This is a genomic window from Streptomyces rhizosphaerihabitans (assembly GCF_025399795.1).
Classification (GTDB): domain Bacteria; phylum Actinomycetota; class Actinomycetes; order Streptomycetales; family Streptomycetaceae; genus Streptomyces; species Streptomyces rhizosphaerihabitans.
This window is the reverse complement of record NZ_JAODTZ010000040.1, coordinates 21,686-37,393: the sequence shown is the minus strand read 5'-3', so window position 1 is coordinate 37,393 and position 15,708 is coordinate 21,686. Positions and strand designations below refer to the sequence as shown.

General features: G+C 70.1%; 14 protein-coding genes and 1 pseudogene. 6 read left to right on the top strand and 9 right to left on the bottom strand.

The genetic code is table 11. From position 1 onward, the window contains the following. Positions 1-139 precede the first annotated feature (139 nt). Positions 140-353, top strand: a pseudogene (locus N4G66_RS31480) (hypothetical protein); the annotation flags it as partial. A gap of 102 nt (positions 354-455) precedes the next feature. Here the strand turns inward: N4G66_RS31480 and N4G66_RS31475 are convergent. After that, the gene (locus tag N4G66_RS31475) at positions 456-1,622 is read right to left on the bottom strand and encodes a citrate synthase/methylcitrate synthase (RefSeq protein WP_261707663.1); all 1,167 of its coding nucleotides are present in this window, start codon (positions 1,620-1,622) and stop codon (positions 456-458) included. A gap of 97 nt (positions 1,623-1,719) precedes the next feature. On the opposite strand from N4G66_RS31475, the gene N4G66_RS31470 reads away from it, so the two are divergent. From N4G66_RS31470 to N4G66_RS31455, 4 genes are all read left to right on the top strand, one after another. After that, positions 1,720-2,979 carry a citrate synthase gene (locus N4G66_RS31470; protein ID WP_261707662.1) on the top strand — a complete coding sequence of 420 codons (1,260 nt, stop codon included), beginning with the start codon at positions 1,720-1,722 and terminating at the stop codon, positions 2,977-2,979. A gap of 162 nt (positions 2,980-3,141) precedes the next feature. Continuing rightward, positions 3,142-4,086, top strand: a complete 945-nt coding sequence (locus N4G66_RS31465; protein WP_261707661.1) for a sucrase ferredoxin — start codon at positions 3,142-3,144, stop codon at positions 4,084-4,086. A gap of 395 nt (positions 4,087-4,481) precedes the next feature. Then, entirely contained in the window at positions 4,482-6,278 is a 1,797-nt protein-coding gene (locus N4G66_RS31460) for a sensor histidine kinase (protein WP_261707660.1), read from the top strand. After that, a complete protein-coding gene (locus N4G66_RS31455; protein ID WP_261707659.1) occupies positions 6,275-6,955 on the top strand; it encodes a response regulator in 681 nt (226 codons plus the stop codon). The genes N4G66_RS31460 and N4G66_RS31455 overlap by 4 nt, the downstream gene beginning before the upstream one ends. A 113-nt stretch (positions 6,956-7,068) precedes the next feature. Here the strand turns inward: N4G66_RS31455 and N4G66_RS31450 are convergent, their stop codons facing one another. From N4G66_RS31450 to N4G66_RS31440, 3 genes are all read right to left on the bottom strand, one after another. Next, entirely contained in the window at positions 7,069-8,130 is a 1,062-nt protein-coding gene (locus N4G66_RS31450; protein ID WP_261707658.1) for an ABC transporter substrate-binding protein, read from the bottom strand. Between the two features lie 94 nt (positions 8,131-8,224). Next, complete coding sequence (locus tag N4G66_RS31445; RefSeq protein ID WP_261707657.1) at positions 8,225-9,088, bottom strand: ABC transporter permease; 864 nt, start codon at positions 9,086-9,088, stop codon at positions 8,225-8,227. After that, the gene (locus N4G66_RS31440) at positions 9,078-9,893 is read right to left on the bottom strand and encodes an ABC transporter ATP-binding protein (RefSeq protein ID WP_261707656.1); all 816 of its coding nucleotides are present in this window, start codon (positions 9,891-9,893) and stop codon (positions 9,078-9,080) included. Before N4G66_RS31440 ends, N4G66_RS31445 begins: the two co-directional genes overlap by 11 nt. Positions 9,894-10,054: 161 nt before the next feature. On the opposite strand from N4G66_RS31440, the gene N4G66_RS31435 reads away from it, so the two are divergent. Continuing rightward, the gene (locus N4G66_RS31435) at positions 10,055-10,747 is read left to right on the top strand and encodes a response regulator (RefSeq protein ID WP_261707655.1); all 693 of its coding nucleotides are present in this window, start codon (positions 10,055-10,057) and stop codon (positions 10,745-10,747) included. 74 nt (positions 10,748-10,821) lie between these two features. Here the strand turns inward: N4G66_RS31435 and N4G66_RS31430 are convergent, their stop codons facing one another. From N4G66_RS31430 to N4G66_RS31410, 5 genes are all read right to left on the bottom strand, one after another. Then, positions 10,822-12,414 (bottom strand): solute symporter family protein, encoded by a 1,593-nt coding sequence (locus N4G66_RS31430; protein WP_261707654.1) that lies wholly within the window; start codon positions 12,412-12,414, stop codon positions 10,822-10,824. Beyond that, positions 12,411-12,899, bottom strand: a complete 489-nt coding sequence (locus tag N4G66_RS31425; RefSeq protein WP_261707653.1) for a DUF485 domain-containing protein — start codon at positions 12,897-12,899, stop codon at positions 12,411-12,413. The genes N4G66_RS31430 and N4G66_RS31425 overlap by 4 nt, the downstream gene beginning before the upstream one ends. A gap of 105 nt (positions 12,900-13,004) precedes the next feature. Next, positions 13,005-13,691, bottom strand: a complete 687-nt coding sequence (locus N4G66_RS31420; RefSeq protein WP_261707652.1) for a response regulator transcription factor — start codon at positions 13,689-13,691, stop codon at positions 13,005-13,007. Then, a complete protein-coding gene (locus N4G66_RS31415) occupies positions 13,688-14,839 on the bottom strand; it encodes a sensor histidine kinase (protein ID WP_261707651.1) in 1,152 nt (383 codons plus the stop codon). Before N4G66_RS31415 ends, N4G66_RS31420 begins: the two co-directional genes overlap by 4 nt. Further along, positions 14,836-15,363, bottom strand: coding sequence for a CcdC protein domain-containing protein (locus N4G66_RS31410; protein WP_261707650.1), 528 nt, complete (start codon positions 15,361-15,363; stop codon positions 14,836-14,838). The genes N4G66_RS31415 and N4G66_RS31410 overlap by 4 nt, the downstream gene beginning before the upstream one ends. Positions 15,364-15,708: the final 345 nt, after the last annotated feature.

Below are 15,708 nucleotides of genomic sequence, written 5' to 3'. Positions count from 1 at the left end.
TGTGCGTTCGTCTTGCCCTCGGTGACCCCGTTTCGCGCGCCGTCCCTGTCCGGTGGGCAGTCACAGGACGACCCGCACGTGAACGCAGGGTCACCGCGGGAAAGGCCGAGGCAATGACGGCTGTCGTCCGTCGCATGCCGTCCTCCCCCGTGCACGGGGCAGCGCAACCGGCCGGTCCTGTCCCGACACCTTCGAGCTCAGCGACGGCGGGCTTCGCCGTCATCGGGCGCGAGATCGCTCAGGAACTCGGGCGGGAGCTCCCGCCCGACGCCGCTCGAGCCGACGACGAACGGATCGCAGTCGTCACGCGCGGGACACCCGTCCGAGCCTGGGGCGATGGTGCCGGCGCGTAGCGGCAGCGGTTTCCGGAGCCACTGGCACCCCGGGCCCGGCACCGACCTGGTGCCGGGCCCGTTTCGGTCGGATCAGGTCGGGTCGGGTCAGGTCAGGTCAGGTCAGCTGCGAGCGGGCACCGCCACCGGCGGAACCGGCCCCACGTACCGAGCCGCCGGGCGGATGATCTTCGAGTCCTCCGCCTGCTCCATGATGTTGGCGCTCCAGCCGACCGCGCGGGCGGCGGCGAACGTGGGGGTGAACATCTCGCGGGGCAGCCCGCAGAGTTCCATGACCACACCGGCGTAGAACTCCACATTCGTGTGCAGCTCACGGCCCGGCTTGAGTTCGGCCAGGATCACCTCCACCCGTCGCTCCACCTCGACGGCGAACTCGACGAGCGGGCCGCCGAACCCCTGAGCTATCCCGCGGAGCATGCGCGAGCGCGGGTCCTCCGTACGATAGACAGGGTGCCCGAAGCCCATGATGCGATCGCCTGCGAGGACACGTTCGCGGATCCAGGAGTCGATACGGTCGGGTGTCCCGATCGCGTCGAGGGTGTCCAGGGCGCGACTGGGAGCACCACCGTGAAGAGGGCCGGAGAGGGCCCCGACCGCGCCCACCAGGCAGGCCGCCACATCGGCGCCGGTGGACGCGATAACCCGCGCCGTGAACGTTGATGCATTGAATCCGTGGTCAATGGTTGATATGAGGTATTGCTCAACCGCACGGGCACGGGCCGCGTCCGGCTCCGAACCCGTCAACATGTACAGGTAGTTGGCGGCGTACCCCAGGTCCTCACGCGGCTCCACCGGCTCCAGCCCCTGCCCGAGCCGGTACAGCGCGGTGAGCAGAGTCGGCACGGCCGCCGTCGCCACGAGGCCGTCGTCGCGGCGCCGCCCGGCGTCGATGTCGTACACCGGACGGAACCCCAGCGAGGCTCCGAGCAGCGACAGAGCGGTGCGCAGCCCGGCGAGCGGTCCCGACGGTCCTGTCGCCGCAGCGATCGCGGGCAACGCGGCGCGCACGTCGTCCGGCAGCCGGCGCAGCCGCGCGGACCGCGCGGTGAAGGCTGCACGGCGAGCCTCGTCGGGCAGTTCGCCATGGGCCAGCAGGTGCCAGACGTCCTCGAAGCCGCGGGTCTGCGCGAGGTCGACGGCCGAGTACTGGCGGTAGTGATAGAAGCCCTCCAGCCCCCTGACGTCACCCAGTTCGGTATCGGTGACGACGACGCCCGCGAGTCCTCGCGGCACGTCGACAGAGGTGGACGCGGCCCGGTTGATCGGCATGTTTCCTCCCTGGACTTGATTTGACTGTCCATGATTGACTCAATCGCTGTCAATATTGATCCAATCAATATACTGATCCACAGATACGGTGGCGCTCATGAGGGATCGAGAAGCGGCAACACCGGCACGCGAGGGCCGACGGCTCAGCACCAAGGAGACCGCCGAACTGCTCGGCGTGAAGCCGGAGACCGTGTACGCGTATGTGAGCCGCGGTCAGCTCAGCAGCAGGCGGGAGCCGGGAGGCCGCGGGAGCACGTTCGACGCCAAGGAGGTGGAGGCGCTCGCGCGGCGCAACAGACGGGAGGGCGGCGGCAGTTCGGGCGGTGCCGGCGAACTCTCCGTCCGCACCCGCATCACCTTGATCGACAAGGACCGGTACTACTTCCGGGGCGTCGACGCGACGGAACTGGCCGCGCGGTACTCCTACGAAGAGATCGCCGAATGGCTGTGGACCGGCGAGCTGCGCCCCGGGCTCACGTTCACGGCCCCGGAGGCGTCCGTGGCGGTCGCCAGGCGGAGCGTCGACGCATTGCCCGAGCACAGCAGCCCGATCGACCGGCTGCGCGTCGCGGCGATCGCCGCAGCGGCGGCCGACCCGCTGCGCTTCGACCTCTCCGAGAGCGCCGTACTCGGCACCGGACGCACCCTCATTCCCACCCTCGTCGCCGCGCTTCCCCCCGTACGGCACGACCACCGCGACGAGGGCCCGCTCGCTCATCGGCTGTGGGCACGGCTCAGCGGACGCGCACCCGACGACGCGTCACTGCGCGTACTGGACACGGCACTCGGGCTGCTCGTCGACCACGACCTGGCCGCCTCGACGCTGGCGGTCCGGGTGGCGGCATCGGCCCGCGCCCACCCGTACGCGGCCGTGTCGGCGGGCCTCGGCGTCCTCGAGGGGCCCCTGCACGGGGCGGCCAGCGGGCTCGCGCACCGGCTGCTGCTCGACGTTCTGGACCAGGGCACCGCGGCTCCCGTGGTCGCCGACGAGCTGCGCGCCGGGCGCCGTGTGCCCGGACTCGGCCATCGGCTCTACCCCGGCGAGGATCCACGCGCGCGTGCGCTGTTCGCCCTCCTGGAGGAAGTGCCCGGCGCGGCACCCGCCCTGGCTGCGGCCCATGACGTGGTGACCACCACGGCCCGCCACACATCCCTGCACGCCAATGTCGACCTCGCCCTGGCCGTCCTCACCGTCTCGTCCGGCATGCCGGTCTCGGCGGGAGAGACGATCTTCGCCGTCGCCCGGACGGCGGGCTGGATCGCCCACACCCTGGAGGAGTACGCGGAGCGCCCGTTGCGGATGCGACCGAGCGGGCACTACGTGGGCGAACGGCCGCCGCGGCCGCTCCCGCTCTAGACAGCGCACGCCGGGCGTGGGGAGAGCGCCCTGTACGCGCCCTCCCGGCACGCTCCCCCACGCACGCTTCCGCACAACCGACACACACCCGGACCATCCCTGACGCGCCCCCGTGTACGCGGCAGGAAGTCGCCCCGGGGAAGTCAGGTTAGGCTCACCTCTGTGAGTACGTGCACGACCGCGTCGCGGCACCTCGACGAGCCCCTCTCCGGGACCGCGGCCACCGCGACGACATGGCTGCTCATCGAGCAGCCCGGACCCTGGGGTGCCAAGGCGCTCACCTCGAGCCACCTGGACCCCACGCTCGGCCGCGCCCTCGAGGCCGCCGCACAGGGCACAGGGGTACGGATCGCGCTCATCCGCCGTCCCGGGCGCCATGCCGACTGCGGTACGCCCGCCGAGCGGCATGTGTACGCGGCCCACACCACCCCGGGAAACGTATGGCTGCACGCCGCCATGACGCGTGATCCCGGGCAGTTGCTCGATCTCGACTTCACCGCGCTCGGCACGGGTGATCCGCGCTCCTTCGACCGGGTTCTCCATGGGCTGCCTCATACCGACGATCCGCTGGCCCTCGTCTGCACCAACGGCAAGCGTGACCGCTGCTGCGCCCTGCTCGGACGCCCCCTGGCGGCGGAACTGGCCGCTTCCGGCGTCAACGGCGCCTGGGAGGTCACCCATCTGGGCGGTCATCGCTTCTCGCCCACGGTGCTGGTCCTGCCGTACGGGTACGCGTACGGGCGTGCCGAGGCCCACGCTGTCAAGGAGATCCTCCAGCGCGTCCGGGAGGGCCGTGTCGTCACCGAGGGCTGTCGCGGGAACTCCGCCTGGGAGCGCCCCGGCCAGGCGGCCGAACTGGCCGTACGGACTGCTTCGGGGGAGCACGCCGCCGATGTCCTGATGGTGATCAGAACGGACGGCGCGGCGCCACGCTGGGAGGTGACCGTGGCCCACGCCGACGGCCGCCTGTGGCGGGTCATCGTCGCGCAGGGCGCCTCGCTGCCGCCCCGCCCGGAGAGCTGCGGCTCGGCACTTGGTTCACCCGCCCGGATGGACGTGGTGGCCGTACGGCAGCTGGAAGAGACAGCCGCAGCCGTGGCCTGCTGACGGCCCGGGTCCCGCACGCGCCCGAACCGCGGGGCCGACACACGGGCCGAGTTCGCCGCCGGCCCCCCTACGGCCGGAACAGCGACGCCATGACCTGTCCGGCCGGACGCAGAGGGTCCCGGGCTCACCCGAACCGACCTGTGGCACGAACCAGGGGCCCTCGCCTGCTCCGTGCCACCGGATCAGCGACGCCGTACCGTACCCGTCGATGCCAGAGGCACGGGCGCCCCGCGCCGGCGCACCAACCGCAAGCTCCCGGATCCCTGTCCCGGATCTCGCGTCCCGAATCTCCTCCTCCCTCTCACCCGGGCCCCACGACCGCCTCACCCATTGATCAAGAGATCCACGCCACACTCTCTTCGGAGGGACGCGCACGCCCCCGTACCGTCATGGGCATGAGTCCCACTCCCCCCGCACGACGACTGCGCCTCGGTCTGCCGCGGCGGGCGTTCTCACAAGTGCTCCTGATGCAGATCGCGATCGCGGCGGGAGTCGCCGTACTCGCCACCGGACTGTTCCTGGCGCCGCTGAGCGCGCAGCTGGACGACCAAGCCATGCGGCGCGCCCTCGCGATCGCACAGACCACGGCCACCCAGCCGCAGATCGCCGTGGACCTCCAAAGGACAGCCCCATCGAGGACCGGCCCCGTGCAGGTCCAGGCCGAGCGGATACGGAAGGCGAGCGGCGCCGAATACGTCGTCGTGATGGACATGCGGCGCATCCGCTGGTCGCACAGGAACCCGGCTGAGATCGGCAAGAAGGTCTCGACGAGCCCCCGCCTGGCCCTGGCGGGCAAGGACGTCATGGACATCGACACCGGAACACTGGGGCGCTCCGCACGGGGCAAGGTGCCACTGCGTGACGGCACCGGCCGGATCGTCGGCGCGGTGTCGGTGGGTATCAAGTACGGCAGTGTGCGGGCCCGGTTGATCGACGCGATTCCCGGACTGTTCGCGTACGCGGGCGGGGCCATGGCCGTCGGCGCGCTGGCCGCCTATCTGATCTCCCGAAGGGTTCAGCGGCAGACCCGTGACCTGGCCTTCTCCGACATCTCGGCGCTGCTGGCCGAGCGCGAGGCGATGCTGCACGGCATCCGGGAGGGCGTGGTCGCCCTGGACCGAAGCGGTCGCGTGCGCCTTCTGAACGACGAGGCGCAGCGGCTGCTGGGGGTCGGCGCCGAGGCCATCGGGCAGCCGCTGGACGACGCTCTGGGACCTGGCCGTACGACGGATGTGCTGGCCGGGCGCGTCACCGGTACGGACCTGCTCACCGTCCGCGGCCAGCGCGTCCTGGTCGCCAACCGGATGCCCACCGAGGACGGCGGCGCCGTCGCCACACTGCGCGACCGGACCGAACTGGAGCAGCTCGGCCGCGAGCTCGACTCCACACACGGCCTGATCGACGCGCTGCGCGCGCAGGACCATGAGCACGCCAACCGGATGCACACGCTCCTGGGGCTGCTCGAACTGGAGATGTACGACGACGCCGTGGAATTCGTCGGAGAGGTGGTCGGCGACCACAGGGTCACCGCGGAACAGGTCACCGAGAAGATCCACGATCCGCTGCTCGCCGCCCTCCTGGTCGGAAAGACGACGGTGGCGGCCGAGCGTGGCGTGGCGCTGTGGATCTCGGACCGGACGCTGTTGCCCGATCGGTTGGTCGACCCGCGTGGGCTCGTCACCGTCGTCGGGAACCTCGTCGACAACGCGCTGGACGCTGTCGCGGGCACGCTCCACGCGCGCGTGGAGGTCGAATTGCGCTCCGAAGGGCGCACCGCCGTGCTGCGGGTACGGGACACCGGGCCCGGTGTCCCGGAAGAGCGGCGGGAGTTGATCTTCACGGACGGCTGGAGCACCAAGGAGCCACCCGCGCACGGCAAGCGCGGAATCGGCCTCTCCTTGGTGCGGCGCCTCGCCGAGCGGCAGGGCGGGAGCGCGGAGGTGGCCGACGCGGACGGCGGAGGTGCGGAGTTCACGGTCGTCCTGCCGGAGGCGCTGACGGACCCGGCGCTCACACCGAAGAACGGCGGAGCGCCGGACGTCGGGCTCGCGGCGGAGGACGGGCTCGCCCCCGCCCCCGGTCAGGAACCCGGAGCCGTACGACGGCTCTCGTCTCCGGAGACCACCGACGCCGCCCTCGCCGTCACCGGAGACACCGGGAACGCCCCGAACGCCGGGGAGAAGGAGCGATGATCGAGGTCCTGGTCGTGGATGACGACGCACGGGTTGCTCGTGTCAACGCCGCCTACGTGGAGAAGGTGCCGGGCTTCCGTGTCGCGGGCGAGGCGCACAGTGCCGCCGAAGCGCTGAGCCGGCTGGAGGCGCTGCCGCGCCCGGACCTGGTTCTCATGGACCACTACCTGCCGGACGGGACGGGCCTCGCGGTCGTCCAGGAGATGCGCCGACGGGGCCACCCGACCGACGTGATCATGGTGACCGCCGCACGTGACATCGCGACCGTCCGGGCGGCGTTGCGGCAGGGGGTCCTCCAGTACCTGGTCAAGCCGTTCTCGTTCGCCGGGCTGCGGGCCAAATTGGAGGCGTACGCGGATCTGCGACACACCCTCGACGGCGGCGGCAGGGCCGAACAGTCCGATGTGGACCGGATCTTCGGGACCCTCTCCACCGGCACCGTCCCCGATCTGCCCAAGGGGCACTCCCCGCCGACCGCCGAGCTCGTACGGCGCGCCCTGCTGAGTGCGGAGAGCTCGCTGTCGGCCCAGGAGGTCGCGGAGGAGACCGGACTGAGCCGGCAGACCGCGCAGCGCTACCTGAAGCTTCTGGAACGTACGGGAAGAGCGCGGCTGACCCTCAGATACGGCGATGCGGGCCGCCCGGAGCATCGCTACGCCTGGGCGACCCGTACCTGAGGACACGGCCGACGATGCGGGAACGGCCGCACCCGTCGCGCGTACGACTGCCGGGGGAAGCACAGTCGTACGCGCGACGGGGCAGCTCGCCGCGTTTCGGCAGCAGGAGGCGGTCAGCCGGCCGCCTTCTTCACGAACTCCGTGGTGTACGTCTTGCTCAGATCCACCTTGGCGTTCTTGATGTTGGGGTTGAACGCCTTGAGGACCTTCTCGACGGTCTCGGGACCGTTCTCGGGCATCACGCCGTCCTCGGTGAACATCGGCAGCGTGCTCTTGATGGCCCCGGAGTACAGCGTCTGGTTGCCCTGCGAGTAGTCGGCGGGCATCTTGGCGGCGATCTCGGAGGCGCTGTGCTTGGACATCCACCGGAGGGTCTTCACAAAGGCGTTCGCCAGCTTCTGGACCGTCTCCTTGTGACCGTTGACCCAGTCCGTCTGCATGTAGAGGCTGGACGACGGGTACGGCCCGCCGAGCGCCTCCTGCGAGCCCTCGGGCGTCCTCATGTCGATGAGTACCTTGCCGAGGTTCTTCTCCATGACCGTGGCGACGGTGGGGTCCGTCGTCATGCCGCCGTCGATGGCGCCCTGCTGGAGGGCGGAGACGAACGTCGGTCCGGCGCCGACGGCGACCGGCGTGAACTCGCTGACCTGCACGCCGTTATTGACGGCGAGGTACTTCGTGAGGAAGTCGGTGGAGGAACCCAGTCCGGTGATGCCGAGCTTCCTGCCCTTGAAGTCCTTGGGTGAAGTGATGTCGCCCGCACGCTTGTTGGAGACGATCTCGACCTCACCCGGAGCGTGCGAGAACTGCACGACCGACTCGACCGCCTTGCCCTTGGTCTGCAGGTCGAGCGTGTGGTCGTAGAAGCCGACGGCCCCCTGCACCTGTCCCGAGACGAGGGCGGTCTCGGCCTGGACACCGGCCGGCTCGCTGAGGAGCTGGACGTCCAGACCCTCGTCCTGGAAGTAGCCGAGCCGCTGTGTGAGCATCGCCGGCAGGTAGATGACCTTGTCCAGGCCGCCGACCATGATCTTGACGTGCTCCCCCTTGCCGCCACCCCCGCCGCTGCCGGAGTCGGCCGTCGTGCTCGCCGCGTCGTTGGCGCAGGCGGTGAGCGAGGTGAGAGCGAGCAGACCGGCGGCTGCCAGGGCGGAGTATCTGGCGGTCTTGCGCATGGTGGTTCACGTCCTTGTGCGTGGAGGGGAGGCAGTGCGTGCGTACGGCGGAATCGTGCGTACGGGCGGGTTCGTGCGTGCCCGTACGGCGGGGTCAGCGGTCGGAGTCCGACGGCTTCCAGCGGAAGATGCGACGTTCGCCGAAGGTCAGCAGCCCTTCGGCCAGCAGGGCGACGACGGCGAGGATGACCATCGCCGCGTACACCCCGGCCGCGTTGAAGGTGCCCTGCGACTGCGCGACGAGCAGGCCGATGCCCTTGGTGGCGCCGATGTACTCGCCGACGATCGCGCCGATGAGCGCGAAGCCGAAGCTGACGTGGAGGCTGGTGAAGATCCACGAGGTGGCGGACGGAATGACGACCTGAAGCGTCACCCGGCGGTCGCTCGCGCCGAGGATCCGGGCATTGGCCACCAGGTTCCGGTCGACCTCCCGGGCACCCTGGAAGGCGTTGAAGAACACCGGGAAGAAGACGAGCACCACGGCCGAGGCGACCTTGGAGGCCGGTCCGAGGCCGAACCAGATCACAAAGATGGGTGCGAGGACGATCCTCGGTATGGAGTTGAGCACCTTGATGTATGGACCAAGGATGTCTGCCAGCAAGGTGACCCGCCCCAGGGCGATACCGAAGAGCACGCCGGCGACCACACCGATGACCCAGCCGAGCAGCGCCTCGTGAAGCGTGTACCAGACCTGCTCGCCGAGAGAGCCGAGCGCGGTCCCGTGCATCACCCAGGTGTGGATCTGTTCCCAGATCTTCGAGGGCATCGAGAAGTTGAACGGGTCGATGACCTTGGCCCGCGAAAGCACTTCCCACAGGCCGAGCACGGCGACCAGGAGCAGCACCCGGGCGGCGCCCACCACGATCTTCCGTTTGCGCGCGGCACGGGCGCGGGAGTGCGCGCGGCCCGGGATCTTGGCCGTGTCGACGACGGGGGTACTGATGACCTCAGGCGACATGAGCGGCACCCCTCTCGCGGGTGATGCGGACCTCTTCGCCCAGGGACTCCCAGATCTCGCGGTAGATCTCGATGAACCGCGGCTCCAGGCGTACCTCTTCGACTTTGCGCGGCCGCGGCAGATCGATGTCGAAGACCTGCTTCACGGTGGCGGGGCCCGCCGTCATCACGACGACCCTGTCGGCGAGCGCGATGGACTCCTCCAGGTCGTGGGTGACGAAGACGACCGAGGCGCCCGTGCCTTCCCACAGTTCGAGCAGTTCGTCGGACATCAGCGCCCTGGTCTGCACGTCGAGCGCCGAGAAGGGCTCGTCCATCAGCAGGATCTCGGGGTCGTTGACGAAGGTGGCGGCGAGGGCGACGCGCTTGCGCTGACCGCCGGAGAGCTGGTGCGGATAGCGGTCCTCGAAGGCCGCGAGCCCGACCCGGGCGAGCCATTCCCGGGCCCGCTGCTTCGCTTCCGCCTTGGGCACACCGCGGAAGCGGGGCCCGGCCATCACATTGGACAGAACCGTGCGCCAGGGGAAGGTGGCGTCCTGCTGGAAGACGAAGCCGACCTTTTCGCCGACGCCGGCGACCGGCTCTCCGGCGACCAGGACCTCGCCCTCGGTGGGCTCCTCAAGACCGCTGACCAGGGTCAGCGTGGTGGACTTCCCGCAGCCGGTCGGCCCGACGACGGCCACGAACTCGCCCCGGCCGATGGTCAGGTCAAGCTCCCTGACGGCTGTGTGCAAACCCCCTGACGGGGTCTTGAAGATCTTGCTCGCACCCCGCAGCTCGATGGCGGGGCTGGTGTCTGTGCTCATGGCCGGGACCGTAGATGTGGTGCGGGCCACAGCATCAGTCTTCTGGGCGCAAGGGATTCTTCTGCTCGCAAGAGTCTGTTGTGCTCATTTTGCTCGCGCTACAACAGCGGAGCCGAAACACGGGCGCAACACTCGCCCAGGCCTTGAGAGAAAGAGGCCCGATGATTGACGTCCTGGTCGTGGACGACGACTTCCGCGTCGCCGAGATCAACGCGAGGTACGTGGGGAAGGTTCCCGGATTCCGGGTGGCCGCCCGCGCGCACAGTGCCGCCCAGGCCCTGGCGGCGGTCGAGCGCGCGCCCATCGACCTGGTGCTCCTCGATCACTATCTGCCGGACCGGACGGGCCTCGAACTCGTCCACCAGATGCGGGAGAACGGTCACGGAACCGACGTCATCATGATCACCGCGGCCAGCGACGTGGCCACGGTCCAGGCGGCGATGCGCCTCGGCGCCCTGCACTATCTGGTCAAGCCGTTCACCTTCACTGCCCTGCGCACCCGCCTCGACTCCTACGCCGCCCTGCGCCGCACCGTCGACCGCATGGGCGGCCGGGGGGTGACGGGCCAGGAGCAGGTCGACCGGATCTTCGGCGCCCTGCGCACCGCACCCGCTCTGTCCTCTCCCGGGCTGCCCAGCGGCCATTCGGAGCCGACAACGGACCTGATCTGCGACGTGCTGCACCGCGCTCACCACCCGCTGTCGGCCCACGAGGTGGCCGCCGAGACCGGCCTCAGCAGATCCACCGCCCAGCGCTATCTGCGACACCTGGAACAGGCGGGACGACTCCGCCTGTCCCTCAGGTACGGCGACGCGGGACGCCCGGAACACCGCTACGCGTGGGTGGCGCCCTGAGCCCGCACTCCCACGACCAGGGGTGTCGTGCGGAATACCGCCCCAGAGCGCTCACGTACGCCGCTCAGGGGCCCTCAGACGGCCCCGGCGCCCGTGAGCGCGCGGACCTCGATCTCGGCGTGCTTGGCCTCGTCCGGCGGCTCCGACGAGGTGACGGTCCCGAGCCAGCCGACGAGAAAGCCCAGCGGGATCGAGACGAGGCCCGGGTTCTGGAGCGGGAAGTACTGGAAATCTACGCCCGGGAACAGTGATTCGGGGCTGCCCGACACCACCGGCGACAGCAGCACGAGCAGCAGCGAGGGCACCAGGCCGCCGTATACGGCCCATACGGCACCGCGCGTCGTGAAGGACCGCCAGAACAGGGAGTACAGCAACACCGGCAGGTTCGCGGACGCGGCGACCGCGAAGGCGAGACCGACCAGGAAGGCCACGTTGAGATCGCGGGCGAGGAGGCCGAGGGCGATGGCGATCACGCCGATGCCGACCGACGCGACGCGCGCCACGGCGACCTCGCCGTGCGGCTTCGCACGGCGGCGGCGCAACGAGGCATACAGGTCATGGGCCACGGCGGCCGAGGACGCGAGGGTGACTCCGGCGACGACAGCGAGAATCGTGGCGAAGGCGATGGCGGCGACGACCGCGAACAGAACGGTTCCGCCCGTGGAGTCGGCTCCGCCACCCAGATCGAGGGCCAGCAACGGAACCGCGGTGTTCCCCGCTGCGTTCGATCCGCGCACCGCCTCGGGACCGACGACAGCGGCCGCGCCGAAGCCCAGCACGATCGTCATCAGGTAGAAGCCGCCGATGAGCCCGATCGACCACACGACCGAGCGTCGCGCGGCTCGCGCCGTCGGTACGGTGTAGAAGCGCGACAGGATGTGCGGCAGCCCGGCGGTGCCGAGCACCAGGGCGAGCCCGAGGCTCATGAAGTCGAAGCGCGCCGTCCAGTCACCGCCGTACTTCAACCCGGGCGCGAGAAAGGCCGTACCGTGCCCGCTGCGCCGCGCGGCCGAACGCAGCAGATCGTTGATGTCCCCGTGGAACCGCATCAGGACCAGCACGGTGAGCACGACGGCCCCGCCGATCAGCAGAACCGCCTTGACGATCTGAATCCAGGTGGTCGCCCGCATCCCTCCCATCGACACATAGATCACCATGAGCGCGCCGACACCGATCACCGTCCAGTTGCGCGCCGCGTCGCTCGTGCCTCCCAGCAGCAGGGAGACCAGGCTGCCCGCACCCACCATCTGTGCCACCAGATACAGAACGGACACCACCACCGAGGAAGTTCCGGCGGCGATCCGCACCGGCCGCTCGTCCATCCGGGCCGCGACGACGTCGGCGAGCGTGAACCGCCCGCAGTTGCGCACCAATTCGGCGACCAGGAACAGGACGACCAGCCAGGCGACAAGGAAGCCCACGGCGTACAGCAGCCCGTCGTAGCCGTACAGGGAGATGAGTCCCGTGACACCGAGGAAGGAAGCAGCCGACATGTAGTCCCCGGAGAGGGCAAATCCATTCTCCATCGGCGAGAACAACCGGCCGCCCGCGTAGAACTCCTCGGCCGAGCCATGCCGGTTGCGGCTCACCCACGTCGTGATCGCCAGTGTCACCGCGACGAACGCGCTGAACAGCAGCAGCGCCAGGGTCTGATGGTGGCCGCTCACCGCTCACCACCCCTGGCGTTCCGCGTCATCTCCTGGGTGTCCCAGCGCAGTTCCAGCGCGGCCCGGTCCCTGCGCAGCCGCGCGTGCCGTGCGTAGGCCCACGCGAAGAGAAACGTCGTGAGGAACTGCCCGAGTCCCGCGAGCAGTGCCACGTTCACCGCACCGGCGACGGGACGCGCCATGAACCCCGGCGCGGTGGTCGCGGTCACCACATAGCCCACGTACCAGGGGAAGAAGACGGCGACGGCCGGGATCACGAACCTGCGGTACCTGGCGCGCACTTCCCGGAAGGCGGCACTGCGCTGCACCTCCAGATAGACGTGGGCCGCCCCGCCCGTTCGTCCTTCGTGCTCCGAGCGGGCGGCCGGCACGGTGGGAGCGAGCGCACCCGTACCGTCCAACTCACCCCAGCCGGAAGCGAGCGCGTCGTACCAGGGATCGTCGAACCGGACCTCCCCGGTGTCGCCGCCGTCGTGCTTGTCCACCGAACTCTCCTTGTCCGCGACCCGTTTCGGCCGCGTGCCCAAGGATGTGCAGATCGGAAGGCTCCTGGACTCCTCTCTCCGCGCTCTTCACCCCATCAGGTGACTTCATCCCGCGGGCGGCCGTACGAGACCTTTGCCATAGGCGTAACGGACCGCTTGCGCGCGGTCCTTGAGACCCGTCTTGGCGAAGAGATTGTTGATGTGTGTCTTCACGGTGGCCGTGGACACATGCAGCTTGCGGGCGATCTCATGGTTGCTGAGACCCTCGGCGATCAGCAGGAGCACCTCGGTCTCGCGCGAGGTGAGCCCGTCCGGCGCCTCCGCGGGCGGGCGTGGCTCCGGTTCCGGATCCGACAGCCGCTCCAGCAGCCGTCGCTGGATGCTCGGCGAGAGCCCCGCGTCCCCGGAGAGCACGCTCTCCACGGCCCGCACGATCTCGTCGCCTCCCGCGTCCTTGGTCAGATAGCCACGGGCTCCGGCGCGGAGCGCGGGGAACAACGACTCGTCGTCCGCGTACGTCGTGAGCACGACGACCTGCGTCCCCGGGTACTCGGCACGGATGCGCCGGGTCGCCTCGACCCCGTCACAGCGGGGCATGCGCAGATCCATCAGCACGACGTCCGGAGCCAGTTCGGCCACCAGCGCCACCGCTTCAGCCCCGTCGCCGGCCGCTCCGACGACCTCGATCCCCGGCAGCAGCCCCAACAGCATCACGATGCCCTCGCGCACGACCGTCTGATCGTCCGCGACCACGACCCGCGCCGGCCTCCTGCCCTCCGCCTGCTCGGTCATACCGGCACCTTCAACGTCACCACGAACCCCTCTTCGCCCGGTCCGGCATCCAGCGAGCCGCCCAGCAGCTCGGCGCGTTCCCGCATGCCCAGCAGACCGTACCCGGCTCCCGAACCGCTGAGCTCGCCCGGTTTTCCACCCGAATCCCGTACATCCAGCGTGACTTCGTGCTCGCCGTAGTCCAGCCGGATGTGAATCCTGGCACCCGGAGCGTGCTTGCGTACGTTCGTCAGCGCCTCCTGCGCGACTCTGCGCACCGCCTGGGAGGCCTCCGCCGGCAGCGGCTGACGCTCGCCCGTCACGGTGACGTCGGCACCCTCGGCGGTAGTGACGAGTTCGCCGAGGAAGTCCTCCAGCGGAGACATCTCGCCCCGGAGCGCGGAGAGTGCCTGCCGCGTCTCCGCGAGCCCCTCGCGGGCCATTCCCCGTGCCGCCACGACCCGTTCAAGGATGATCTCCCGGTCCGCTCCCCTCTCGATGAGCAGCCGCGCCGCCTCCAGGTGCACCAGCTGAGCCGAGAGACTGTGCGCCAGGACGTCGTGGATCTCCCGCGCTATCCGTGCGCGCTCCGCGAGCGCCGCCGATTCCGCCTCGGCCACGCGGGCCGCGCGCTCCTGAGCCAGCAGCCGCTGCGCACTTCCCCGTGCTTCCGCGTCGAGACGCAGCACATACCCCGCGAGGGCGAGCCCCACGGTGGTGGCCGCGGTGGTCAGCCAGACGTCGTTGTTGACCGCCGCGTACGCGCTCAGCGCCACCGCGGTGGCGGGCAACGCCGCCGCGAGGGGCAGCCGTTCGATGGCGCTGACGGCACACCCGCACCACAGAACGACTGCCGGAACCCGGAAGCCCGCACTCTGCCCCACGGCCGCGATCGCCAGCAGCAGAGTGAGCAGCACCAGGGACGGCAGCAGGCGATGCTCCAGTGTGGTGCGCCAGAACCCCCAGGCGAGGAACCCGCACGCCACGATTCCGGTGATGCCTCCGGCGAGCGCCCAACCGTTCAGCTCCGTGTTCGTGAACGTCGTCGCGACGAGCATGGCGAGGACGATGGCGCGCGTGAACCGGCTGAGCGCACGGCGGGCCGTGTGCACGCCCATTCGGGAGAGGGCCTCACGGGAGGGCCAGCGCGTCCAGGCGTTGTCCGTCACAGACGCTCCTTCCGCAGGACCCGGCCCACGCCGTCACCGTACGCCGGGCCCTGTCCCATCGCCGTCGGCTGCAGGGACTGCGCCCGCCAGGTCACCACCCCGGAACGGACCAGCAGGGTGGCCGCGAGGCCGAGCATCAGGGCGGAGGAGTTCTGGTGCACACTGAGCAGGGCACCGATGCCGAACAGACCCAGGCGCAGACAGATGCCCGCGATCCAGATGGCCCCGCTGGCCTTGGTGCTCTTGCTCCACACGGCGCCGTCCGGCTCCGTCCATATCCGGGTCGTCCACGCCCATCCGGCTCCGAGGGCCAGCGCTGTCACCAGCTCCGTGCCCAGCAGGAGGGACGCCTCGACCCGGTGGTGCGGGCCGATCACTCCGGGGTCGCGCAGTGCCATGAAGCCGAGAACGGCGGGCACGATCCACCAGCGCCTGTCCGAACTGATCCGGCGCGCACGGAACTGGCGCGCGATGACCACAACGGCAACGGCGACGATCACCACAGCATTGATGAGCCCGGACATGCACGGCCTCCGTGAGCGAGAAGCGGGTGTCCGCAGCGAGCGCTGCCGACACCATCGACGCTACGGAAATCGCGTCCTCGGCAGATCGGAGCCCGGGTGGATCGTGGGTGGATCCCCCACGCCCTCATCCGTCCACCCACGGGTGGAGCGCCACCCCACACATCGAGCGGCGAGCGGGCTGCCCCCGAGACTCTCGCCCCCTTCGCCCCGGCCCTTCCCACGCCTGGGGCTCCGCGCCCCAGGCCCCGCTCCTCAAACGCCGGAGGGACTGAATCCTGCCCCGCAGTCGAAAACCGGGCGGGAGTCTCCGCCGGCGGCCGAAGCGTGGGCGGGAGGGGCTGAGCC

Bases quoted from the DNA above. Each gene is read 5' to 3' on its own strand.
- N4G66_RS31470 (WP_261707662.1), top strand. From the start codon at position 1,720: ATGAGGGATCGAGAAGCGGCAACACCGGCACGCGAGGGCCGACGGCTC.
- N4G66_RS31440 (WP_261707656.1), bottom strand. From the start codon at position 9,893: ATGAGCACAGACACCAGCCCCGCCATCGAGCTGCGGGGTGCGAGCAAG.
- N4G66_RS31435 (WP_261707655.1), top strand. From the start codon at position 10,055: ATGATTGACGTCCTGGTCGTGGACGACGACTTCCGCGTCGCCGAGATC.
- N4G66_RS31420 (WP_261707652.1), bottom strand. From the start codon at position 13,691: ATGACCGAGCAGGCGGAGGGCAGGAGGCCGGCGCGGGTCGTGGTCGCG.
- N4G66_RS31410 (WP_261707650.1), bottom strand. From the start codon at position 15,363: ATGTCCGGGCTCATCAATGCTGTGGTGATCGTCGCCGTTGCCGTTGTG.
- N4G66_RS31475 (WP_261707663.1), bottom strand. From the start codon at position 1,622: ATGCCGATCAACCGGGCCGCGTCCACCTCTGTCGACGTGCCGCGAGGA.
- N4G66_RS31455 (WP_261707659.1), top strand. From the start codon at position 6,275: ATGATCGAGGTCCTGGTCGTGGATGACGACGCACGGGTTGCTCGTGTC.
- N4G66_RS31445 (WP_261707657.1), bottom strand. From the start codon at position 9,088: ATGTCGCCTGAGGTCATCAGTACCCCCGTCGTCGACACGGCCAAGATC.
- N4G66_RS31450 (WP_261707658.1), bottom strand. From the start codon at position 8,130: ATGCGCAAGACCGCCAGATACTCCGCCCTGGCAGCCGCCGGTCTGCTC.
- N4G66_RS31460 (WP_261707660.1), top strand. From the start codon at position 4,482: ATGAGTCCCACTCCCCCCGCACGACGACTGCGCCTCGGTCTGCCGCGG.